This is a genomic window from Nocardiopsis coralliicola, assembly GCF_054779695.1.
Map to the genome: position 1 here is coordinate 12,870 of NZ_BAAGXT010000042.1, position 20,846 is coordinate 33,715.

The window sequence follows — 20,846 nt, forward strand, 5'->3', positions numbered from 1 at the left end:
GCGGCTTACTCCGGTTCGGGCGCCTCGAACTCCAGTGCCGCGGGCATGCCCGGACCGCCGTCGTCCGTGGAGCGGGTGTCGACGCGCACCGTGAAGGTCAGCTCCTCGGCCGCCTCTTCCGGCACCAGGAAGCTGACCAGCATCGGCGCCTCCTCCCCGGCGGGCAGCGCACCGCCGTCCTCGCCGGAGCAGCCGAGCATGCCGGGCAGCATCGCGCCGGCCTCGGTGACCGAGGCGCGCAGGTCGAAGGAGGAGTCGGGCTGCCAGGTGCGCCCGCTTCGGTCGGTGGCCTCAAAGGTGCAGGAGGCGAGCAGGTCCGCGGCCGCGGCGTCCGACGGGACCGTCCGGAACACGACGTCGACGAGCGCGACGCCCTCGGGCGGCGGGTCCTGCTCGCCGATCTCGTCCACCAGCAGCCCGCCGATCTCCCATTCGCTGCCGGCGAGCGTGCCCGAGCCGCCGTCGGCGCGGGCCGGGTCCGGCGGGATCGTCCCGCGCTCCTGCATCTCGGACCGTTCGAGCCACCACGGGAGCGCGAGGCTGACCGGCGCGATCACTGCGAGCGCGGCCACCGCGGGCAGCTGCAGCCGCCGCCACAGCGGGGCGCGCGGCCCGCCCCTCCCCTCCGGTCCTCCGCGGCCGGAGTGCCGCCGCCCGTGCCGCTGCTCGCGGCCGTCCGCGGGCATGCCGGGCTGCTGCTGGTGCGGCGGCGGACCGGCCGGCGGGGGAGCGGGAGGCTGCCAGGGCCTCTGCGGGGCATGCTGGCCGGGCGGCGGCGCATGCGGCGGGGGCGGCTGCTGCTGCGGCGGCGCGTGCGGCGGAGGCGGTGGATAGGGCGGGTGCCCCTGCGGCGGGTATCCCGGGGGCGGGCCCTGCGGCGGGTACCCCGGAGGGGGCCCCTGCATCGGCGGCGGTCCCTGCGGAGGCGGGTAGCCGCCGGGCGGGCCGGGGGGCGGCGGGCCGTAGGGGCCGGGGCCGCCGTGCGGTCCATGCGCAGGGCGCGGCCCGTAAGGCCCCGGAGGGGGAGAAGGGTGCATGCCGGTCACACCTCCTGCTGTGCGGCGGGCGGGACGGACAGGGCGGGTTCGGCGCCGTCCACGGCCGAGCGCAGGTCCGAACCGGACAGCTCCAGATCGATCTCGGCGAGCCCGGACAGGCGCCGGTCGAGCCCGGAGAACGCGTTCAGCCGCAGCTCCGGTGCCGTCAGCTGGCCGGGCGGAACCTCGAACAGCACGGAGCCGCGCACCGGTATCCCCGCCGGGAAGCCGGTGCCGGTCGAGCCCAGTGCGGACGTGAGCCAGGTGTTGTGCGTGTAGACGGTGCCGCCGCCGGCGTCCAGCTCGGCCTTCACCTGGTCCAGGTGTTCGCGGGCGGCGGTGATGTCGACGGTCACGACGACCCAGACGCCGTTCGCCTCGATCGCCTCCGCGGCGCCGTCGGCCGGGGCCGGGACCCCTTCCGCGCCGGGTTCCTCCGCTGCGCCGGAACCACCGGAGCCGGCACCGCCGCCGGCGCTCCCCGCGCCGGCGCCCCCGGTGCCACCGGGATCCGCTCCGGAACCGCCGCCGGCGTCCGCGCCCGCGTCGAAGTCGAAGGGGTCCTCCTCGGCGACCGCGGAGGCGAAGGACACGTCGACGACCTCCGCGGTGAACGACTGCGCGTCAACCGGCGCCGACGCGGCTCCGGACGCGGCGATCGGCTCGGTGCGCTCCTCATCATGGTGGATGCGCAGCGACTGCGCCCCCAGCAGGAGCGCCAGGAGCAGGGCGGACGCACTCACGGTGCCCCAGCGGACCGACATGGCTCAGTCCTCCTCAAGCGGGAGTGTGACGACGCCGGCGGTGCTGCCGTCGTCGCCCCAGGACCGCGCCGGATCGGTGAACCCGGGGTCGTAGGACGCCCCGGTCAGGGTCAGTTCCACCGCGTCGACGGCGGCCAGCTGCTCCGAGACGTCGTCCGGCTCGGCGAAGAGGTCCTCACCGAAGATCTCCGCCGACGACTTCGGCGCGGTATCGGTCGGGTCCCCCTCGGCCAGCATCCACACCAGCTCCACTTCCTCGCCGGCGCGCGGCTGGAGCTCGGACACCGTGCCCTCCGGGTGGCGCGGCAGGACGATCGACATCGTCTCGGCGCGCAGGTCGTCGCGGCCGAAGCGGGGCTTGACCACCCGGGAGATCTCGTCGGAACCGACGGGGGCATCGGCAAGGATCTCCACGTCGGCGCGGACCCGCAGCACGAAGCCGCCGGTGTCGGGGTCGCGGCCGGCGCTCGCGGAGTGCACCGCCGCGGCCATCATGGGCGTGCGCACGGTCTTCCCCGGATCCACGGTGGTGAGCATCGTCCGCTCGGCGTCCTGGAAGCCGCCGCCCGCCCACACGGCTGCGGCGAGCACCGCGGCCAGAACGGCTACTGCGGCCACCGCTAGAGCGCGGCCGCGCAGGGTGCGCGGCAGCGGAAGCGGGGGGCCGTCGTCTTCGGCCAGGTCGGGGTAGTGGTGAGCCACGAGTGCGAAGCCTAGGGCGGAGGGGGCGATTCGGGGCGGAAGAGTCCGAATCCGGTCACGGAAATCGGGTGTGGCCTGCGTCCAGCGGGGGCAGTGCTGGCGCGGTGCACCGCTGGGGACGCGGGGCCGCTGCCCCGGCGTCCGGCCGCCGCGTCGGCACCGTCCTGGCCGGGGCGGCCACTGGGAGGCAGCCTATGCCCGCACCCCGGCTCCCGCCTCCCCCGGTGCCCCGGTAGGGGCGGGCCGCAGCGCGCGCTGCAGGGCTGAAACCCGACTGAAAGGCCGGCAGAAGACCGCGCCAATAAGGTCGCCGTGTTCGGCGACCGAGGCTCCGCGGGAGGACGGCCCGCGGATGCCCCGCCGCCGGACGGATTCCTTCCGGCCCCGGGGTATCCGGCTGCGCCGGGCCCACCGTGTCAGGGGAGGATGCATGCTGATCACCGTCGGCCGCGGGGAGGCGGAACGGGGCTCCGAGCGGGGACCCGGACGGTTCACCGGCAAGACCAAGCCGTGGGTCGACGGCGGTGGCGGGCGCGACGAAGATGCGGAGCCCCGGCGCGAGTACCCCCGCACCGCTATGCGAGGGAGAAGACGGCTTGGACAGCGTGGACAGGACAGCAGAGGAGAGGCCCGAATGACTGCAACCCCCGTGAGCCCCGGCATCGACGCGGAGTTCGAGGCGATCATCGCCAAGCTCAAGCCGTTCGAGGACCCGGTCCCGGCCGAGGGCGACCAGCCGCAGCCCGCCCCCGAGGAGGAGGGCCGCGAGGAGAAGGCCGACGACAAGGACTGAGCCCGCTGCGTCCGGCCGGTACCCCGCCGGGTGACAAACCGGTGGCCGGAACCCCGGCGCCGAATACGGAATTCGGCGGCCGAATGGCACCGCTGTTCGGACCGACGCGACCGTTCTCCGCAAATGGCCTTGGTACAGTGCCGTTTGTGGATTTCGGCGTGCTCGGCCCAATTTCGGCGTGGAATGGCGGCGAGCCGGTGGCCGTCGGCGGCCCCCGGCAGCGCTGCATCCTGGGTGCGCTCCTGGTGGACGTGCGCAAAGAGGTGCCGATCGAGCGCCTCGTGGCCTACCTCTGGGGCGACGATCCGCCGCGCACCGCGAAGTCCGTCATTCAGGTGCAGATCTCGCACCTCCGCCGGGCCTTCCCCGACCTGATCCGCACCACGGCCGGCGGCTACATGGCCGACGCGGACCCGGAGCACGTCGACCTGCACCGCTTCCGATCCCACGTCGCCGAGGCGCGCAGCGCCGGCGACCAGGAGAAGGCGCTCGTCCTGTGGAACCGCGCCCTGGACTGCTGGCGCGGTGCCCCGTTCTCCGGTACCGGGTCGGAGCAGATCACCTACACCCTCGTCCAGCCGCTGTCCGAAGAGCGGTGGGCGGCCGTCGCGGAGTGGGCCGAATGCGCCTTCGGGCTGGGGCGGCACGGCGACATCGTCACCCGCCTCACCCCGCTGGTCCGGGAGGAGCCGCTGCGTGAGCGGCTGCGCTACTTCCTGGTGACCGCCCTCTATCGCACCGGCCAGCGCGCCGCCGCGCTGGCCAGCTACGAGGACAACCGGCGGCTGCTCGCCGAGGAACTCGGCGTCGACCCCAGCCCGGAGCTGATCGCGCTGCACCAGCGCATCCTCACCGACACCGAAGGGCGCTCCGCCGACGAGCCCGGCGGTGCCCACTCCGCCGGCGGTACCGCCGCGGCCACGCCCCCGCAGGGGACGGCCGCCGAAGCACTGCCCGCCGTGCCCGAGCCGGTGTCGCGCGCCGAGTCGGCGCCCTGGGTGACCCGCGACGACCTGCCCCGCGACATCCCCGACTTCACCGGCCGCCGCCGCGACCTCGAACGGCTGCTGGCCCTGGGCGGGCAGGACGGCGGTCGGGCCGCCGTGCGGGTGGTCACCGGGCCGGGCGGGGTCGGCAAGACTGCGCTGGCGGTGCACGCGGCGCACCGCCTCGCCGGGCACTTCCCGGACGGCCGCTTCTTCATCGACCTCTACGGCTACAGCCCCGACCAGGAGCCCGTCGCCGCCGCCGCGGCGCTCGGCGCTCTGCTGCGCGCCACCGGCGTTGCGCCGGAAGCGGTCCCGGACTCCGCGGAGGAGCGGTCGGCGCTGTGGCGCGCCCGGCTCTCCGGCCGGAAGGTCCTCGTGGTCCTCGACAACGCGATCGGCCACGCCCAGGTCGCCGCGCTGCTCTCGGCCGCGCCCGGCTCGCTGACCCTCATCACCACCCGCAACGACCTGCCCGGCCTCAGCGGCGTCGGCTACGTCTCGCTGGGCATGCTCGGCGAGGCCGAGTCGCTGGACCTGCTCACCGCCGTCCTCGGCCCTGAGCGGGTCGGTGAGGAGCAGGACAGGGCCGCAGAGGTGGTCCGGCTCTGCGGCGGGCTTCCGCTCGCCCTGCGCATCGTCTCCGGCCGGATGCTCAGCCGCCCGCGGTGGACGTTCGCGCACGTCGAGCGGCGCCTCGGTGAGCAGCGGCGGCGGTTCCGCGAGCTCCAGGTCGACGGGCAGAGCGTCGAGGCGGTCTTCGAGCTGTCGTACCTGAGTCTCACCCCGGAGCAGCGGCGTGCCTTCTGCCTGCTCGGCAGTATGATCGGGGCCAGCATCGACCTGCTCGGCGCCACCGCGCTGCTCGACCTCGACCCACCCGACGCCGACGACCTGCTGCAGGAGCTCGTCAGCGTCTGCCTGCTCGACGAGCCCGGCGCCGACCACTACCGGTTCCACGACCTCATCGGCGTCTACGCACGGCAGAAGGCCGCAACCGAGCTCGGCCCCGAGGCGGCCGAGGAGGCCCGCTGGCGGCTTGCCGAGTACTACGAGCACACCGCGGACCAGGCCGCCGACCAGCTTGGCCCGCGCGGCCACGAACACGGCGTGCGGACCGTGCCATCGCGGTATGAGAACGCGATAGCTGATCGCGCTGAGGCGCTCTCCTGGTTCGAGCGGCACCAGGACAACCTGGCGTCCGTCGTGGACTTCTTCGCCTCGGCCCGGGCCGGCGAGCACGCCTGGCAGATCGCCGACTCGGTCTGGCGCTTCTACGCCTCGCATGGCAGGACCGAGCTGCTGCTCGCGACCCAGGAGAAGGCGCTCGAAGTGAGCCGACGGGAGGGCAACGAGCACGGAAGCGCCGTCACCCTGATCGGGCTCGGTATCGCCCAGTGCATGGCAGGCCGTTTCCTGCTCGCCCTGGAGACGCTCGGCGAGGCACGGGCCATCCTGGAGCGGCTCGGCGACGCCCGCGGCCTCATGCGGGTGGACGCGAACATGGGCATGATCTTCGAGCGGCTCGGCCGCTTCCGGGACGCCGAGGCCGCGCTGGGGCGTGTGCTGAACTACGCCGAGGAAGTCGCGGACCGCCGTCTCGCCCTGCTGCAGCGGCTCAATGTCGGCGCGGTCCGCCAGGTCCTCGGCGACTATGAGGGCGCCGTCGCCGGAGTGCGCGCGATCCTTGACGCCGGCGACGAAGCCGCAGATCTCCGCTCCTCGGCGCTGCGCGTGGTCGGCGAGTCCCTCGTCGGCCTGGAGCGCCCCGAGGAGGGCGCGGCCCGGCTGACCGAGGCCGTTGCCGTGGCGCGGGACAGCGGCGACCACGGTGACGAGATCTATGCGCTCAACGGCCTGGCCGTCGCCGAGCGGGCCGCCGGCCGCCCCCAGGAGGCCGTGGCCCTGCACCACCGCGCCCTCGAACTCGGCCGCTCCGCCGGCCTGCACAACGCCGAGGCCGAAGTGCTGACCGAGCTGGGCACCACGCTGGCCGCCGTCGACCGCCACGGCGAGGCGCGCGAAGCCCAGCAGTCGGCGCTGCAGATCGCCCGCGAACGCAAGGAGCGCTACGCGGAGGCGCGGGCGCTACTCGGTCTGGGCCTGCTCGACGCGGCCGGGGGCGACGCCGGTGCCGCCGGCGTCCACCTCGCCGCTGCCGCCGAGCTCCTCGGCGACATCGGCGTCCCCGAGGCGGCGCAGGCGCGCGCCGCGCTGGGCGAGCTGGCCCCGGCGCCCCGGGTGTCCTGACCGCCGTACTGCCGCGGCAGCGCGGCACCGCCCCTCAGTAGCCCTGCCAGGCTCCGGGGTCCTGCTGGTAGGAGATGATCGCCGGATCCAGCAGCGTCGACGCCCGGACGTCCGAGCCCGCGGCCGCGCGGTCCTTGGGGAAGACCTCCGCGGCCTCGAGTACGGCGGAATCGAGGAAACGCGTCTCCGGTGCGTCCTCGGGCAGCGCGAGGGGCGGGCCGGGGCCGTCCGCTCCGCCGGCCTGCTGCGGAACCGCGAGGTAGTAGCCCCAGTCGCCGAAGGCCGGCACGTCGACGTGGTAGGGCCGCGCGCTCCAGCCCGCCTCCTCCAGCGTCTCCTCCACGCCCCAGTAGGCGTCCGGCGCGAAGTAGGGCGAGCCGGCCTGCACGGCGAACCGGCCGCCGTCGGCCAGCGCGTGCTGCGCGAGGCCGTAGAACTCCACCGAGTACAGCTTCGCGGTCGCGACGTCGTCGGCGTCCGGCAGGTCGGCGACCACCACGTCGTAGCCGCGCCGGTTCTCCTGCAGCCAGCCGAACGCGTCGGTGTTCACCACCTCCACCCGCGGGTCGTCCAGCGCGCCCTCGTTGAGGGCGGAGACCTCCGGGTCCTCGCGGCCCAGCCGGGTGACCGCCGGATCGAGGTCGACCAGGGTCACCTGTTCGACGTCGGGGTAGCGCAGGACCTCGCGCACCGCCAGGCCGTCCCCGCCGCCGAGGAGCAGCACCGAATCGCGGGGCCCGTCCATCGCCGGGTGGATCAGCGCCTCGTGGTACCGGTACTCGTCGAGCGAGCTGAACTGCAGGTCGCCGTTGAGGAAGAGGCGCAGGTCCGGGCCTGACCGGGTGAGCACCACCTCCTGGTAGTCGGACCGCTCGGCGTGCACGATCGGGTCCCGGTAGAGGGCCTGGCGCGCCGTCACCTCGAACTGGCCGGACAGGGCGAAGGCGCCCGAGAGCACCGCCACGACCAGCACCATCGACCCGGCGGTCAGCGCGCGGGCGCGCCGGGACAGGTCGGCCCGGAACAGCCAGAGCACCACCCACATGCCGACCACGGCGTTCAGCGCGCCCACCATGAGGGCGCCCTCCACCAGGCCGAACACCGGCAGCAGCAGGAACGGGAAGGCGAGGCCGCCGATGAGGCCGCCCACGTAGTCGGCGGCGAACAGGTCGGCGACCGCGTCCGCCGCGTCCTGCTCCCGGATGCGCTGGATCAGCTTCATCAGCAGCGGGATCTCGGCGCCGATGAGCGCGCCGATGGTGAAAGCGCACAGGATCAGCGCCGGCTGGTAGAGCGACAGGTAGGCGTAGGCCGCATACAGGGCGAGCACCGAGAGGCCGCCCACCAGCGACAGCGCCCCCTCGACCATCGCGAACCAGAAGGCCGGGCGCCCGGTCAGCCCTTTCGACGCCAGCGACCCGATGCCCATCGCGAAGACCATGACGGACAGCACGATGGACGCCTGGGTGATGGTGTCGCCCAGCAGGTAGCTGCCGAGCGCCACCAGGGCCAGCTCGTACACCAGGCCGCACGCGGCGCAGACGAACACCGCCAGCAGCACGAGAAAGCGCGCCCACCGCGGACGAACGGGCAGGCGCGCAGAGGTGGTGCCGGTCGTGCTGAGGGCCATCAGGAGATGGCCGCTGCGACGACCAGCGCAACCGAGACGTGGGCGGAGGCGTTGATCCAGGCGGCGGGCTGCAGGGTGGCGTGCGTGACGACCTCGCCGATCCGGCCCGGCGTGATCAGGTCGATCGCCAGGAACGACAGGCCCATCAGCAGCAGCCCCACCAGGCCGTAGACGCCGGCCAGGACGAGGCCCTCGGCCAGGCCGCCGGTGCTGACGAAGATGGCGGTGGCCACCACCATCGCGACCCCCACGGTGTTGGCCCCGAGCACCAGGGCCGCGTTGGGGTTGCGCTCGGTCCAGATCAGCCGGTGCAGCTTCCCGGGGGTGAGCAGGTCGACCAGCGCGTAGCCGGCCGCCATGAGGAGCATGCCGAGGATGCCGTAGGCGAGGCAGGCCAGTGCTTCGTAGACGATGAACATCGCTATCGGGGCTTCCTTGTCTCCAGGGGAGCGGGCAGGGCAACGAGGGCGGTGCGGCCGCCGGTCGGGGCGGTGCTGCGGGCAGTGCGGAACGTGCGGGCTGCCACGGGCGTCGCAGCGGGGCGGGCACCGCCGGCGCGGAGGTGCCCGCCGTGCGGCGGGTGCTCCAGCGGAATCACTTGCCCCACCCCGGGCCGCCGCCGCGCGAGTCCGAGCCGCCGGTGCTCCAGAAGCCGGATCCCGAGCCGGAATCCGAGCCGGAGCCGGACGAGAAGCCGGAGCGGCCGCTCTTGCAGCCGACGTAGATGTATTCGCCGCCGCGCTTGTCGTAGGTCCCGCGGTTCTCGGTCCGGATGTACTCGCCGCCGCGCAGGCTGTAGTCGCCGCAGCGGGGGTTGCCGCTCATCCCGGGCATTAGCAGCGACAGCAGTCCGACGACGGCGACGCCGCCGATGATGAACACCCACACGGTGTTGGCGGACGCGGAGCCGGAGTCGTTCATGGCCACTCCCTCCCTGGGGCGGGGCGTGCAGGGCTGCGATCCCCGAAGACCAGGTGCGATTCGGTGCGGACGAGCTCGCCGGTCTGCGGATAGGCGTGCCAGGTCGACCAGCGGACGGTGCCCGGCGCGGGCGCGTCGGCGGTGAGCGCCGTGGCCGCCGCCGGATCGCCGGGGAACACCGCGGCGACCGCGGCCGGATGCTGCTCCACCGCGGTCAGGAGCCGGGCAACCCGGTCGCGGAGCACGTCTGGCCGGTGCACGGCGATGCTGCACCGGAAGCGGTAGCCCCGCGCGGGGTCGTCGATGAGGGCCGGGAGCGCGCCGGGACGGGTGCCCGCGGCCCCCGGGCGGCAGGCCACCGTCTCGATCAGCGGAGTGCCCCCGGACTCCGCAGCCACCTGGTGCGAGGCGGCGAGGACGCGCAGCTCCAGCCGTACGCCGCCGAGCACCGCGGCGGCCTGCGCCACTGCCGCGGCCGGGGGCGCGGCCAGGGTCCACACGAGATCGGATGCCGCGGTGTCGGCGAACGGCACTGCGGCGTGTGCGGGTGCGCCGCTCCGTGCCGGGCCGGCGCCTGCGGCCGGGACGGGAACGGCGGCGGAGTGCGGCCTCATCCGGCGCCCGAGCCGTAGATGAGCACGTCGCCGGCGTGGACCGGGGCGCCCGTTGCGGCCTCCCACCGTCCGTGGTCGAAGCGCTCGAACGCGAGGAGGGCGCCGTCGTCGGCTTCGTAGTCGGCGTAGTCCATCCCGCCCTGCGCGCGCAGCCCGGTCGTCCCCTCCGACCGGTAGGCGGCGGTGCCGCGCTCGGACAACCGGTAGGTGCGGCCCTCGAAGTCCAGCGTGCGCGGCCCGGGGGCGAGGTCGGCCTCGGGCCGGCCGGTCCAGAGCGCCATCTGCACATCGGGGTCGGCCTCGACCGACAGCCACCGGCGGGGCCCGGAACCGCCGGGCACCTCGTCGGCGGTGCCGTACCGGTCGTCCAGGTGGATGAAGTGCTCGGCCCAGTCACTGCCGCCCTCGCTGAGCCGGAGGGTGCCGCGCACCCACCCGCGCTCGGCGCCGAACTCGACCATGTCGCCGACGCGCAGCGCAAGCGGGTCGCCGCCGGACGCGCCGACGTCGCCGAAGGGGTCCTGGCGCGCTGCGGGCGCGGCCGGCGCTGCCGTGCGCGGCCGCGGCCGCTGCCGCAGCAGCAGCACGAGCAGCGCGGCGATGACGACGAGCGCGGCGAGCAGGATCAGCAGCGGCAGCGTGTTCACGCGGGGGGACTCCTCCTGGGCAGTCGGGCGGCGCAGCGCGCCCCGTCCAGGATTGTGACGGAACCGCCCGCTGCGTGGTTCCGCGGGGCCGGACATGGCCCCGCCTCCTACCCCGGCACACGCGCGCGGACGCGGATCCGGCGCCTGCCCGCTGCCCCGCTGGAGGGGCGGCGGGAAGTCAGCGGCGCGCCCCGGTGTCCCACCGGCCGCGGCCCCAGCACCCGCGGATCAGCGCCTCGTCGCCGTGCGCCCGGCACAGCTCGCCGTGCACGGCGCCGCCGTGCCGCGGTTCGGGGCAGCCGTCGCGCGCGCAGAGCCGCGGCCCCTCGCGGGCGCGGAGTTCGCGGATGGCGTCGATGTGCTCGGCGCAGTACAGCCCGGACTCCGCGAGGCCGATGCAGTCGGACACGGCGCAGGCCCGTGCGCCGTTGAGCCAGCGGGACAGCCGCACCCACCAGGGGGCCGGCCGCATGTCATCGGGGTCAGGGATGAGATCGGCACCCATGCCCCGAAGGTGAGCGCCATCCGCCCGCCCGGCAACCGCCCCGACCACCCCCGGCCGACTTCTGCAGAGACGTTTCACCCCCACCCGCCCGGGAACCCCCGGCAAACCGTGTGCGAGCACTCCTCCGAGTCCGCTAGACTTAATCCCGTTGCACGGGGTGTAGCGCAGCTTGGCAGCGCGCTTCGTTCGGGACGAAGAGGTCGTGGGTTCAAATCCCGCCACCCCGACAGCAGAACGGGTGTCCACTGAGGTGGGCACCCGTTCTTTGTTGTGTGCGGGGGCGTCCTTGGGGTGGCCGGCGGGTAACCGGGTGCGGGGCGGAGCCGGCGGGCCCGGGCCGGGGAGGCAGGCATGCCCGCCCTAGTGGACCGCGACGCCGTGGACCTGGTCGTCTTCCAGGGTGACGGGGCCGATTTCGGTCGGATCCTCGGAGCCGTCGGCGGGGACCCGGTACCAGCTGCGGTCGCCGGTGTCGGTGGTGGAGAGGAAGACGACCTCGTCGCGCTCGGGGGTGATGAGGGGGGACTCGTTGGTGCGGGGGCTCTCCGGGACCAGCGTGTAGGAGGCGACGACGGGTTCGCTGGCGGTGAACCGGTCCTCTTCGTACAGGTCGGCGATCTCGCTTTCGCGGACATCGAAGACCGGGAGCTCGTCACCGCCGAAAAGCAGTTCGCTGTCCGAGACGAATCCGACCGCGGAGCCGTCCGTGTCCTTGGCTGCGCCGATGTAGTACGCGGATGCCTCGTCGAGGACGCCGTCCTCTCCGGATTCGCCCCGGTAAACGGCGGCGGCCTCCGGCGAATCGGCGCTCCAGTACCCGGCGTGATCGGCGCGTTCGGTGATGATGGCGCCGTCGGGCGACATCAGCAGGCCTTTCTCGCCCCGCTGGCCGGGGTCGCTCCAGCCCAGTAGTCCGCTGTTCTGGTCGATCCAGTGGTTGCCGCAGTGCAGCGGGCATTCGAATGCTTCGGACGTTTCCCCGGTCTCCAGGTCGAAAGCGTGGAACAGGTCGGGGTTTCCGTCCGTCCCCGCCTCCCGGTAGAGGACGCGGTTGCGGGTGGAATCGTAGACCGCGCCGGTGTACTCCACCGGCGTCTCGAAGTCGCCGGGATCCTGGCCGCCGGTGAGGGCGGACAGGTTCCCCTCGGGGTCGAGCACGCCGACGGAGGGGGTGGCGGTTCCGCCCACGTCCTCCTCGATCTCGACCAGGAGCAGCTCCTGCTCCGGGATCAGGGTCTGGGGCAGCTCGGATGCCGCCTTCCGGTTGTCCGACTGGCTGGCGGAGCATTCGGGGAGTTCCACGCTGCCTTCGGTGGCGCGTCCGCCGGGGAAGTCCGGAACCTCGGCGCCGGTGAGGTCGGCGCTGAATCGGCGGCTGACGATCTGGCTGCCGTCCTCGTGCGAGAACAGGGTGAAGGTGAACGGCAGCAGTTCCCTGTCGATCGAGAACGGCTCGACTTCGGGACAGGAGGCGGCGAGAATTCCCGGATCGCCGAGCGAGGGCTCGGTTTCGCTCACCTCTTCGCTGGATTCGGCGTCCGGGTGCGGTCCTTCTTTTTCGCCGCTGCCTTGGCACGCGGAAAGGGTGAGCGTGAGCACGGTCGCCGCTGCAAGGGGAACGAGGCGGTTTTCTGATTCGCTCATCATCGGATTCACAATCGCGGGGGGATGTTATCCCGGCCGATTCCGGGATCGCGTCGCCCAGTGTATCCGCGGGCCCCCGGATCTCGCCGCGTTGCTGCTGAATGCGCGCCGGTCCGGCGCCCCTCGGTGCGCAGGACCGGCGCGCACATCGCCCATCGGCAGAACTCCGCCGGTGTTCCGGCCCGGGCTCAGGCAGCCGACTGCGCGATGGCCTGGGCGCGCATGCGGAGCTGGTTGCGGATGATCCACCGGACCATCCGGTTGCCGATGCGTCCGCGCACGCCGTCGCCGAGGGCGCTGCGCACCTCGGTGCGGAGGTGCAGGCGCGAGCGGTCGCCGAGGGGCTCGACGGCCACCCGGAGGGTGCTGGCGGGGATGCCGCTGGCCGGCGGCTCCTTCTCCCAGGTGACCTCGCGGCCCGGGACTGCCTGCGCGATCCAGGTGCGCGTCGTCGCGCCTTCCCGGTCGGTCATCTCCACGGACCCGTCCGCGGTCACCTGCGACGATACGGCGGACGGCTCCCACTCGCCGTGGCGCGCAGGGTCGCTGACCAGATTCCAGACCAGCTCCGCGGCCACCGGCAGCTCGATGTCGTAGGTGGCGTACTGCCAGCCGCCCTCCGCTGACCCGGAGCGTGCGGTGGCGCCGCCCGCGGAGGCATCCGCACCGTTCTCGCCGTCGAGCGCCGCATCCATATCGGCGCGGATCCGGTCAGTGTCGGCGCCCACCCGGTCCAGCACCCGCCGGACGCGGCCTCCCTCGTCGTCGATGAGAGCCGCGAGCAGGGCCCGGTCGCCGCCGGCCGTCGGGCACTCGTCGACGAGTTCGCGGAGCCGGGGCGTCAGCCGCTGCATCCCCGCCGCACTCGCGGCCGCGGCGGGGTCGGGTACGGGCAGCGGGATCCGGACCCCGAGCAGGGCGAGGTCCTCGCGGTGCAGCTCGTCGATTGCCACGCGGGCTGCGGCCAAGTCCACGCCCGCGTCCATCAGCCGCCGGGCGGCCGGCCCGCCGCAGACCAGGAGGCCGAGAAGGAGCTGCTCGAAGTCGACTTCGGGATGCCCCGCGCGCACGGCTTCGCTGCTCGCCGCGCCCTCGATCATGGTGCGGTCGAACCCCTTGCTGAGGAAGGTCGGCTTCGCGGACGGATTCGTCATCGTCTGCCTCTTTCGGTGGGGTCGATATGGCTGAGCCGCGCGGCGTATTTCTTGTGGACGGCCTGCCGCGTCACTCCGAGCGCCGCCGCGATGGAGGTCCAGGACTCCCCCGCGCGCAGGGCGTGCTCGACCTGCAGCAGCTCCAGGGAGTCCACCAGCCTCCGCAGTGCGGCTACGGACCGCAGGCCGTCCACCGGTGCGGAGGTGTCCGAAGCGGTCGCCGCCAGTTCAACAGCGTCCATGATGTCAACCTAGGTTGCGCACGGTCGGGCTGTCAACCTGGGTTGCGGGCAGGTGAAGCGTCCGCCCTTCGCGGCAGCCCGGAAGGGGCCGCAGCGCATCTGGGCTAGAGCGGTGGGGAGGCCTGGGGCGCTGTCAGTTCATGCGGAAGGCGGAGCGGTTCTGAATGCGGCGGATCACGAGCCAGACCGCTGTGGATGCAGTGGCGCAGCAGAGCGTCTGCGCCGCCAGCAGGTAGGCGGGCATGAGGAGCGACAACTGCAGGATGATCCAGCACACCACGCCCAGGGACGGGGGCGCGAGGGCGGCAGCCGCGGTCAAGTCGGCGGCTGGGGTCTGGTGGCGGTGGACCGCTGCGGCAGTGAGGACCAGGGCTGCGCTGATCGCCGCGAGGGGAACGGCGGTCCAAAGGATCATCCCGGGGGGGTTCAGTAAGTGCTCGGTGGGGACGAGCCAGAGGAGGGTCAGCGCGAGCACTGCCGTGCCGAGCACCCAGACTGCGACGGACGCGGCGAGCGTGACGGTAAGGCGCATCGGTTCTCCTGACTGTGTAGTGCGCAGGGCCGGGGGCCGGTGGGCTGCGGACCGGAGCAAGGGGCGCCCTTTGGAGACTCTCTTGACGAGGTCCGATTTACTCAGAGCGTGCCCGTGGTGGTTGCGCCCGTCTCGCCCTTGGCCCAGAACTCCTGGGCGATCCCCGCCCGGTGCATCTCTGAGAGGTCCATCTCGCTAAAAGACGAGTCGAACGGTCCTACGTCAAGCACTGGACCGGTTTCGTCCCGGTCCCAGTCGTAGTACTTCTGCAGATGGGTCGTTGAGCGCATTTCGTAGGTCCACTCGCCCCCAGGATCTTCAGGGGGGAAGACTGTGACCTCGCCGGTTTCGGCATGGTTCCAACTTCCTAACGTGTTGATCCAATCGGAGTCGTCGTAGATGTAGCCGCCGTCGGGGTCGGTGCCGAACGCGTTCCACTCGCTGGAGACAGGAAAGGTGACCGGGCCCTCGGCACCATCCTCCTGCGCTTGAAGAATGGCCTGGCGCCCGATGTCCTGCCGTTGGTCGGCGACTGCTTCGCGGAACTCGGGGACATCTTCCAGGACCTCATCGACATCCACTTCGAAGTCGTTGCCAGAGCCGTCCAGAAAGTGCAGAAGCGCTCGTCGGGCGGTCCACATCCCGCGAAAGGCCCCGCCGTTTGCCACGAGGTAGGCGTCCTGCTTCTTGGTCTCCAGCACCGTCCACGGCCAGGTCCAGAACGTTTTGCGAGAGATGTCGTCCACGTTGGCGCTGTCGTGGGCGAGTTGGGACTCCTGGGCGGTGCGCCGTTCCGGGTGCGTTGGCGGATCGGGCCATTCTGCGAGGTTGACGTGGCCGGGCACCGCTTCGCAGAGGGGTTCGCAGACAGGAGCGGTGGGGATGCCGGGATCCTCCATGCGGGGCTCGACGAGGGTTTCGCCTCCGTCCGGGCCCCCTTGCTCGCCGATCTCATCGCAGCCGCCGCGCTGCTCGATCCGGCATATCCCTTCCTCGTACAGAGCACCGACAGTTTGGGGAACGGCCGCCGCGAACACCGCAGCGGCCACCGCGGCCACCAGCAGGATCACCGCAGCGTATTCCACTGTGCCGGCGCCCCGTTCGCACTGGCGAAGTGGCTGCCGTTCCGAAAACACGGGGCGCTCCTCAAGGCGGGGGGACCTCATCGAGGGAAAACTTATGCGGAGTCGGCGGGGTGCGCTGGAGGCTCTGGGGCCCCAAATTAGTCGGGCGTTTTACGGGACGGGGTCCGCATAACTCGCGGAACGGCGGTGCCGATCGTGGAACGACTCCGATTCGTCTTCACTGGCCTTCTCCGGCTGGACAAGTCAGCTGCCGGGCCGCCCAGGATTCGCGCGCCCGCCTCTGCCCCGGGCGGGTTGGCCGGATCACGCCACGGCCGATGTAGGTCGCGGGGCGGAGAGAGTTGGTATCGGGTTGCAGATACAGCATTGTGGAGAAGGAGTCCGCCTGCCTGGACTTGTGAATGAAGCCAGTTGGGAAAAGTGATGTGGCGAGACGGTGGACCCGGCGCGGCGGCTGAGGGCTGCAGCAATGTGCGGATGACCGGCGGTCCCTCTAATCGACCTCGAAGGCGCTGACGTGCACCTCGGCGCTGTCCTCCTCCGGGTAGAGGATGAGGATTTCGCGCTGGATAGTGCCGGTATCGGGTTTGACGCCGCGGCATTCAATGGCCCCGTCTACGGTCTCCACGGCGGTGTCGTGCGTCTTCCGGGCTTCTTCGGACGGGCCCTCGGGGTCCCGGTAGACCCCGAGATTCTCGCCCTCGCAGAAGGACTCGGCGCCATCGCGGTCGGTGGTAAACGAAGCGGAGAGGACTAGGCGACCGTCCCTATTCGTCTCGGTTTCGGCGACGACATCCTTCGCCCCGTCGGGCACGGTGAGGTCGGTCATCTCGGCAATGACCTCCTCCGGCGAGCCGGAGGGGGAGGACGCGTGAGAGGGCGACGGTGACTGAGACGGTCGGGGGTCCGTTGTGGACCCGATAGAGCAGCCGGTAAATAGGAGGGCGACTGCTGCCGCCGCGGCCAGTGTGCGAAGGGGAGTCATACACTTCCAGACGTCGTTTCCGGCTCGGTTCTGCCAGAGCTCCTGGACGATATCCGCCCGGTGCATCCCCGAGAGGACGCATTCGCTGAAGCTCGTATCGGTGGGCCTGAGTTCCGCTGCGGGGCTGGTTTGCCCGTCATAGTACTTCTGCACCTGCGCGGCAAGATCGTCGCGCAGTTCCATACGCCATCCGTTCGGCTGGGCAGACGACCGCGACCTGCCCTTGCTGCGGCACAGATGGGTCCCCCTACTGGGCGCTGAAAGCGTACGCCTGCTGTCGGCAGGGAACCAGCGGGCCCTTTTTCTTTCCTCTTTTCTGTCCTCGGCAATCAGCCACGCCGTATTCGGTCGGGTTCGGCGGCGGGATCGGCGGGGCCCTACTCGCACAGGACCGCTGCGACGAGGCATACGGCCACCTGCTGGAACTCGGCCCGCATGCCACGTCCTACCCGTGGAACCAGTACAGCGGCGACCCCCTGGACGAGTACCTGGCCTTCCGGTCGGCCGTCTGCCTCAAGGTGGCCGAAGCCGGCCCCTGACACGGCTCCGCCCCGCTCGCATGCAGAGCGGGGCGGAGTAGGTCGGCAGCGGGACCTGGTCAGTCGCCGGCGAGGAGCTGCTCGAACGGGACCGGCTCGGCGAACGGGTCGTCGGCCGGACCGCCGGTGCGGGCGGCCACCAGCTCGGCGAACTCGCCGGCCGCGCGCTCGATCCGCTCGGTCAGCGCGCTGTGCGCCGTGTCCCCGGTGCCCCAGTCCTCCGACGCCGCATAGACCGACGTCGGCACGACCGTCGCGCGCAGGTAGGCGAACATCGGCCGCAGCGCGTGCTCCAGCGCCAGCGAATGGCGCGGCGAGCCGCCGGTCGCGGCGATCAGCACGGGCTTCCCGCGCAGCGCGCCCTCCGGAAGGACGTCGAAGAACGTCTTGAACAGCCCGCTGTAGGAGGCGTTGAAGATCGGCGTCACCGCGATCAGGCCGTCCGAGGTGGCGACGGTGTCGATCGCGGCCTTGAGGTCGCCGGCCGGGAACCCGGTCAGCAGGTTGTCGGTCAGGGCGTGCGCCTGGTCGCGCAGCTCGGTGACCGACGCCGCTGCCGCCTCCCCCTGTGCCCGCAGGGCGCCTTGGGCTGCGGCGGACAGCCGGTCGGTCAGCAGCCGCGTGGACGAGGGCACGCTGAGGCCCGCGGAGACGGCGGCGATGCGGCGTTCGCTCATTCCTGCTCCTCTCCGGCCGCAGCGGCGGCCTGCAGTTCCCGGTCGCCCTGCGCGGCGGCCAGCGAGGCGTGGGTCGGGGCGTCGGGGACGCCCGGGGCGCGCCGTGCCGCGAACTCGCGGCGCAGCACCGGGACGACCTCCTCGCCGAGGATGTCGAGCTGCTCCAGCACGGTCTTCAGCGGAAGGCCGGCGTGGTCCAGGAGGAACATCTGGCGCTGGTAGTCGCCGATGTAGTCGCGGAAGCCCAGCGTACGGTCGATGACCTCCTGCGGGCTGCCGACGGTGAGCGGCGTCTCGCGGGAGAAGTCCTCCAGCGACGGCCCGTGCCCGTAGACCGGCGCGTTGTCGAAGTAGGGCCGGAACTCGCGGACCGCGTCCTGGGAGTTCTTGCGCATGAACACCTGGCCTCCGAGGCCGACGATGGCGTGCTCGGCCTTGCCGTGACCGTAGTGCTCGAACCGGCGCCGGTACAGGGCCACCATCTTCTGGGTGTGCTCCTTGGGCCAGAAGATGTGGTTGTGGAAGAAGCCGTCGCCGTAGTAGGCGGCCTGCTCGGCGATCTCCGGGCTGCGGATCGAGCCGTGCCAGACGAACGGCGGGACGCCGTCGAGCGGCCGCGGCGTGGAGGTGAAGCCCTGCAGCGGGGTGCGGAACTTGCCCTCCCAGTTGACGACGTCCTCGCGCCAGAGCCGGTGCAGCAGGTGGTAGTTCTCGATGGCCAGCGGGATGCCCTGGCGGATGTCCTGGCCGAACCAGGGGTAGACGGGGCCGGTGTTGCCGCGGCCCATCATGACGTCGACCCGGCCGTCGGCGACGTGCTGCAGCGTCGCGAAGTCCTCGGCGATCTTCACCGGGTCGCTGGTGGTGATCAGCGTGGTCGCGGTGGAGAGGACGATGCGCTCGGTCTTGGCTGCCACGTAGCCGAGAAGGGTGGTGGGCGAGGACGGCACGAACGGCGGGTTGTGGTGCTCGCCGGTCGCGAAGACGTCCAGGCCGACCTCTTCCGCCTTCTGCGCGATCCGCAGGACCGCCTTGATCCGCTCGCCCTCGGTGGGCGTGCGGCCCGTCGTGGGGTCGGTCGTCACATCGCCGACCGAGAAGATCCCGAACTGCATGCTCTCCGCCCTCCAGACGCCCAACCGCGTCCATTTTGGTTCCAATTTCAACTACTTCCAGGGAACACGACCCTGCCCGATTCCATTCCCGCCTTCTCCACCGGTCCGAGCGGGCTCCCGTGCTCGGAGAATCGGAGCTGGTCAGGGCATGGATGAGCGGCAGGATCAGGGGCGGTGCTCAGCTCCGCACCGCCGGCCGGCAGGGCACAGGGCGGCGGAGGGGCGGGGAGGGCAGCGGCGGAATCGAAGCGGAGCCCCCTCCGCGCGCAGCTGCGCGCAGCGCGGCACCGCCGCTTCGGTGCCGGACCGCCGCCGGACAGCGCCGGTGCCTGCACCGCAGCGCTGCCTGGGGAGCTGCCGCCCCGGGGCCGCACCCGGTGCCGGGCGGTCGCCGGGACACGCTCCCGCTGCCCGGCGCAGCGGCCGGGGCACAGCCGGGGGAGGAGGCCGGCCGGGGAAGCCGGCGGCGCCGTGCTACTCCGCGGCGACCAGGTCGAGCAGCGTCGCCTCGGGCCGGCAGGCGAAGCGGACCGGTGCCGTGGGGGAGGTCCCGAGACCGCCGGAGACGTGCAGCCACGAGCTGCCGTAGCGGCTCAGGCCCCAGGCGCGGCGGCGGTCGATCCCGCAGTTGGTGACGAGCGTGCCGTAGAAGGGCAGGCAGAGCTGGCCGCCGTGGGTGTGCCCGGCGAGCAGGAGGTCGTAGCCGTCGCCGGTGAACCGGTCCAGATTGCCCGGCTCGGGTGAGTGCAGCACCCCCAGGCGCAGGTGCGCGTCGGCGGCCGGGCCCGCGACGTCGCCATAGGCGTCCAGGCCGATGTGGGAGTCGTGGATGCCGGCGGCGGCGACGCTGAAGCCGCCCGCGCTGATCCGGCCCTTGCGGTTGTTGAGGTCGAGCCAGCCCGCCGACACCATGCCGGCGCCCAGCTCCCGCCACGGCAGGTCGGGCTCGCCGCGTTCCTCGTAGTCGGCCTTGCTGCTCCGCCACAGGTAGCGGGCCGGGTTCTTCACGGTCGGCCCGTAGAGGTCGTTGGAGCCGTACACGAACGCGCCGGGCCGGTCCAGCAGCGGCCCCAGCGCCTCCAGGAAGGGCTCGACCGCATCGGGGTGGCCGAGCGAGTCGCCGGTGTTCACCACCAGGTCGGGCTCGTAGGCGTCGAGGCCGCGGACCCACTCGATGAGCCGCCGCCGCTCGGGGGAGAGGTGGGCGTCGGACAGGTGCAGCACGCGCAGCCGCGTCCGGCCGTCCGGCAGAGTGCCGTTCAGGACCGACACCGTGTGCCGCCGCAGCCGGAACCAGTTGCGCTCGATCAGCGCCGCGTACCCCACTCCGGCGGCGCCGGCCGCCACCGCCACCGCCGCCGCGCGCCGCAGTCCTCGTCCCGTACTCACTGTTCGCCGTTCTCCTCGTGGTCGTCGCTGCTGCAGCCTACGCACCCGCCGCATCCGCCCGCTCCCGCTGCGGGCCGCCGATACTCCCGTGCCGCCCGGGCCGGTCCACCCTATGATCGTTGCCATGTCCGAACTCAAAGACCGCCTGAAGTCCGACCTCACCGCCGCCATGAAAGCGCGCGACGCGGTGCGCCTGCGCACCCTGCGCATGGCCCTCACCGCCGTCTCCACCGAGGAGGTCTCCGGCGGTGCCGCCCGCGAGCTGAGCGACGACGACGTCGTCCGCCTGCTCACCCGCGAGACGAAGAAGCGCCGCGAGGCCGCGGACGCGTTCGACGCCGGCGGCCGTGCGGACAAGGCCACCGCCGAGCGGGAAGAGGCCGACGTGCTGGCCGACTACCTCCCGGCCCAGCTCGGCGACGACGAGCTCGCCGCACTAGTGGCCGACGCGGTCAGCGAGGCCGGCGCGACGGGTCCGAAGCAAATGGGCGCCGTCATGAAGCTGGCCAACCCCAAGGTCGCCGGCCGCGCCGAGGGCTCGCGCGTCGCCGCCGAGGTCAAGCGCCAGCTGGCGGGCTGAGCCGGGCGGCCGGAACGGGCCGGGGCCGGCGCTGTGCTGCAGCGCCGGCCCCGGC

Annotated in this window: 21 protein-coding genes and 1 tRNA gene; 4 read left to right on the forward strand and 18 right to left on the reverse strand. The window is 72.6% G+C overall.

Features of this window, described 5'->3' with window-relative positions:
• Positions 1-5: 5 nt before the first annotated feature.
• The 3 genes from ACYVGT_RS22395 to ACYVGT_RS22405 all read right to left on the reverse strand — a co-directional run bounded on the left by ACYVGT_RS22395 (position 6) and on the right by ACYVGT_RS22405 (position 2,503).
• A complete protein-coding gene (locus ACYVGT_RS22395) occupies positions 6-686 on the reverse strand; it encodes a hypothetical protein (RefSeq protein ID WP_460861831.1) in 681 nt (226 codons plus the stop codon).
• A gap of 356 nt (positions 687-1,042) precedes the next feature.
• A complete protein-coding gene (locus ACYVGT_RS22400) occupies positions 1,043-1,801 on the reverse strand; it encodes a hypothetical protein (protein ID WP_460861833.1) in 759 nt (252 codons plus the stop codon).
• 3 nt (positions 1,802-1,804) lie between these two features.
• On the reverse strand, positions 1,805-2,503 hold the full coding sequence (locus ACYVGT_RS22405; RefSeq protein ID WP_460861835.1) for a hypothetical protein: 699 nt from the start codon (positions 2,501-2,503) through the stop codon (positions 1,805-1,807).
• A gap of 634 nt (positions 2,504-3,137) precedes the next feature.
• On the opposite strand from ACYVGT_RS22405, the gene ACYVGT_RS22410 reads away from it, so the two are divergent.
• A complete protein-coding gene (locus ACYVGT_RS22410) occupies positions 3,138-3,296 on the forward strand; it encodes a hypothetical protein (protein WP_460861839.1) in 159 nt (52 codons plus the stop codon).
• A 146-nt stretch (positions 3,297-3,442) separates the two neighbouring features.
• Complete coding sequence (locus ACYVGT_RS22415) at positions 3,443-6,532, forward strand: AfsR/SARP family transcriptional regulator (protein WP_460861841.1); 3,090 nt, start codon at positions 3,443-3,445, stop codon at positions 6,530-6,532.
• 34 nt (positions 6,533-6,566) lie between these two features.
• Here ACYVGT_RS22415 and ACYVGT_RS22420 read toward each other — a convergent pair whose 3' ends face one another.
• The 6 genes from ACYVGT_RS22420 to ACYVGT_RS22445 all read right to left on the reverse strand — a co-directional run bounded on the left by ACYVGT_RS22420 (position 6,567) and on the right by ACYVGT_RS22445 (position 10,849).
• Complete coding sequence (locus ACYVGT_RS22420; RefSeq protein ID WP_460861843.1) at positions 6,567-8,162, reverse strand: polyamine aminopropyltransferase; 1,596 nt, start codon at positions 8,160-8,162, stop codon at positions 6,567-6,569.
• Positions 8,162-8,581, reverse strand: coding sequence for a DUF350 domain-containing protein (locus ACYVGT_RS22425; protein WP_460861845.1), 420 nt, complete (start codon positions 8,579-8,581; stop codon positions 8,162-8,164). Before ACYVGT_RS22425 ends, ACYVGT_RS22420 begins: the two co-directional genes overlap by 1 nt.
• A 175-nt stretch (positions 8,582-8,756) precedes the next feature.
• Positions 8,757-9,083 (reverse strand): hypothetical protein, encoded by a 327-nt coding sequence (locus tag ACYVGT_RS22430; RefSeq protein WP_460861847.1) that lies wholly within the window; start codon positions 9,081-9,083, stop codon positions 8,757-8,759.
• Entirely contained in the window at positions 9,080-9,616 is a 537-nt protein-coding gene (locus tag ACYVGT_RS22435) for a DUF2617 family protein (protein ID WP_460861849.1), read from the reverse strand. The genes ACYVGT_RS22430 and ACYVGT_RS22435 overlap by 4 nt, the downstream gene beginning before the upstream one ends.
• Before the next feature lie 77 nt (positions 9,617-9,693).
• A complete protein-coding gene (locus ACYVGT_RS22440; protein WP_460861850.1) occupies positions 9,694-10,344 on the reverse strand; it encodes a DUF4178 domain-containing protein in 651 nt (216 codons plus the stop codon).
• A gap of 178 nt (positions 10,345-10,522) precedes the next feature.
• On the reverse strand, positions 10,523-10,849 hold the full coding sequence (locus tag ACYVGT_RS22445) for a hypothetical protein (RefSeq protein WP_460861852.1): 327 nt from the start codon (positions 10,847-10,849) through the stop codon (positions 10,523-10,525).
• A gap of 153 nt (positions 10,850-11,002) precedes the next feature.
• Between ACYVGT_RS22445 and ACYVGT_RS22450 the strand changes: the two genes are divergently transcribed.
• A tRNA-Pro gene (locus ACYVGT_RS22450) sits at positions 11,003-11,076 on the forward strand.
• A 133-nt stretch (positions 11,077-11,209) separates the two neighbouring features.
• Here the strand turns inward: ACYVGT_RS22450 and ACYVGT_RS22455 are convergent.
• The 9 genes from ACYVGT_RS22455 to ACYVGT_RS22495 form a co-directional block, all read right to left on the reverse strand.
• Positions 11,210-12,493 (reverse strand): hypothetical protein, encoded by a 1,284-nt coding sequence (locus ACYVGT_RS22455; RefSeq protein WP_460861854.1) that lies wholly within the window; start codon positions 12,491-12,493, stop codon positions 11,210-11,212.
• Between the two features lie 188 nt (positions 12,494-12,681).
• On the reverse strand, positions 12,682-13,647 hold the full coding sequence (locus ACYVGT_RS22460) for an SRPBCC family protein (RefSeq protein ID WP_460861856.1): 966 nt from the start codon (positions 13,645-13,647) through the stop codon (positions 12,682-12,684).
• A complete protein-coding gene (locus ACYVGT_RS22465; protein ID WP_460861858.1) occupies positions 13,644-13,889 on the reverse strand; it encodes a hypothetical protein in 246 nt (81 codons plus the stop codon). Before ACYVGT_RS22465 ends, ACYVGT_RS22460 begins: the two co-directional genes overlap by 4 nt.
• Positions 13,890-14,022: 133 nt before the next feature.
• Positions 14,023-14,421, reverse strand: coding sequence for a hypothetical protein (locus ACYVGT_RS22470; protein WP_460861860.1), 399 nt, complete (start codon positions 14,419-14,421; stop codon positions 14,023-14,025).
• 101 nt (positions 14,422-14,522) lie between these two features.
• Complete coding sequence (locus ACYVGT_RS22475; protein WP_460861863.1) at positions 14,523-15,491, reverse strand: hypothetical protein; 969 nt, start codon at positions 15,489-15,491, stop codon at positions 14,523-14,525.
• 508 nt (positions 15,492-15,999) lie between these two features.
• A complete protein-coding gene (locus ACYVGT_RS22480; RefSeq protein WP_460861867.1) occupies positions 16,000-16,674 on the reverse strand; it encodes a hypothetical protein in 675 nt (224 codons plus the stop codon).
• Positions 16,675-17,089: 415 nt separating this feature from the next.
• Complete coding sequence (locus ACYVGT_RS22485) at positions 17,090-17,707, reverse strand: FMN reductase (protein ID WP_460861869.1); 618 nt, start codon at positions 17,705-17,707, stop codon at positions 17,090-17,092.
• Positions 17,704-18,822, reverse strand: coding sequence for an LLM class flavin-dependent oxidoreductase (locus ACYVGT_RS22490; protein WP_460861870.1), 1,119 nt, complete (start codon positions 18,820-18,822; stop codon positions 17,704-17,706). Before ACYVGT_RS22490 ends, ACYVGT_RS22485 begins: the two co-directional genes overlap by 4 nt.
• Positions 18,823-19,296: 474 nt before the next feature.
• A complete protein-coding gene (locus ACYVGT_RS22495) occupies positions 19,297-20,211 on the reverse strand; it encodes a metallophosphoesterase (protein WP_460861872.1) in 915 nt (304 codons plus the stop codon).
• A gap of 124 nt (positions 20,212-20,335) precedes the next feature.
• Between ACYVGT_RS22495 and ACYVGT_RS22500 the strand changes: the two genes are divergently transcribed.
• Complete coding sequence (locus tag ACYVGT_RS22500; RefSeq protein WP_460861874.1) at positions 20,336-20,791, forward strand: GatB/YqeY domain-containing protein; 456 nt, start codon at positions 20,336-20,338, stop codon at positions 20,789-20,791.
• Positions 20,792-20,846 lie beyond the last annotated feature (55 nt).

Coding starts and splice junctions, on each gene's coding strand:
- ACYVGT_RS22395 (WP_460861831.1), bottom strand. CDS start 686: ATGCCCGCGGACGGCCGCGAGCAGCGGCACGGGCGGCGGCACTCCGGC.
- ACYVGT_RS22400 (WP_460861833.1), bottom strand. CDS start 1,801: ATGTCGGTCCGCTGGGGCACCGTGAGTGCGTCCGCCCTGCTCCTGGCG.
- ACYVGT_RS22410 (WP_460861839.1), top strand. CDS start 3,138: ATGACTGCAACCCCCGTGAGCCCCGGCATCGACGCGGAGTTCGAGGCG.
- ACYVGT_RS22420 (WP_460861843.1), bottom strand. CDS start 8,162: ATGGCCCTCAGCACGACCGGCACCACCTCTGCGCGCCTGCCCGTTCGT.
- ACYVGT_RS22425 (WP_460861845.1), bottom strand. CDS start 8,581: ATGTTCATCGTCTACGAAGCACTGGCCTGCCTCGCCTACGGCATCCTC.
- ACYVGT_RS22430 (WP_460861847.1), bottom strand. CDS start 9,083: ATGAACGACTCCGGCTCCGCGTCCGCCAACACCGTGTGGGTGTTCATC.
- ACYVGT_RS22445 (WP_460861852.1), bottom strand. CDS start 10,849: ATGGGTGCCGATCTCATCCCTGACCCCGATGACATGCGGCCGGCCCCC.
- ACYVGT_RS22455 (WP_460861854.1), bottom strand. CDS start 12,493: ATGAGCGAATCAGAAAACCGCCTCGTTCCCCTTGCAGCGGCGACCGTG.
- ACYVGT_RS22460 (WP_460861856.1), bottom strand. CDS start 13,647: ATGACGAATCCGTCCGCGAAGCCGACCTTCCTCAGCAAGGGGTTCGAC.
- ACYVGT_RS22465 (WP_460861858.1), bottom strand. CDS start 13,889: ATGGACGCTGTTGAACTGGCGGCGACCGCTTCGGACACCTCCGCACCG.
- ACYVGT_RS22470 (WP_460861860.1), bottom strand. CDS start 14,421: ATGCGCCTTACCGTCACGCTCGCCGCGTCCGTCGCAGTCTGGGTGCTC.
- ACYVGT_RS22480 (WP_460861867.1), bottom strand. CDS start 16,674: ATGGAACTGCGCGACGATCTTGCCGCGCAGGTGCAGAAGTACTATGAC.
- ACYVGT_RS22485 (WP_460861869.1), bottom strand. CDS start 17,707: ATGAGCGAACGCCGCATCGCCGCCGTCTCCGCGGGCCTCAGCGTGCCC.
- ACYVGT_RS22490 (WP_460861870.1), bottom strand. CDS start 18,822: ATGCAGTTCGGGATCTTCTCGGTCGGCGATGTGACGACCGACCCCACG.
- ACYVGT_RS22500 (WP_460861874.1), top strand. CDS start 20,336: ATGTCCGAACTCAAAGACCGCCTGAAGTCCGACCTCACCGCCGCCATG.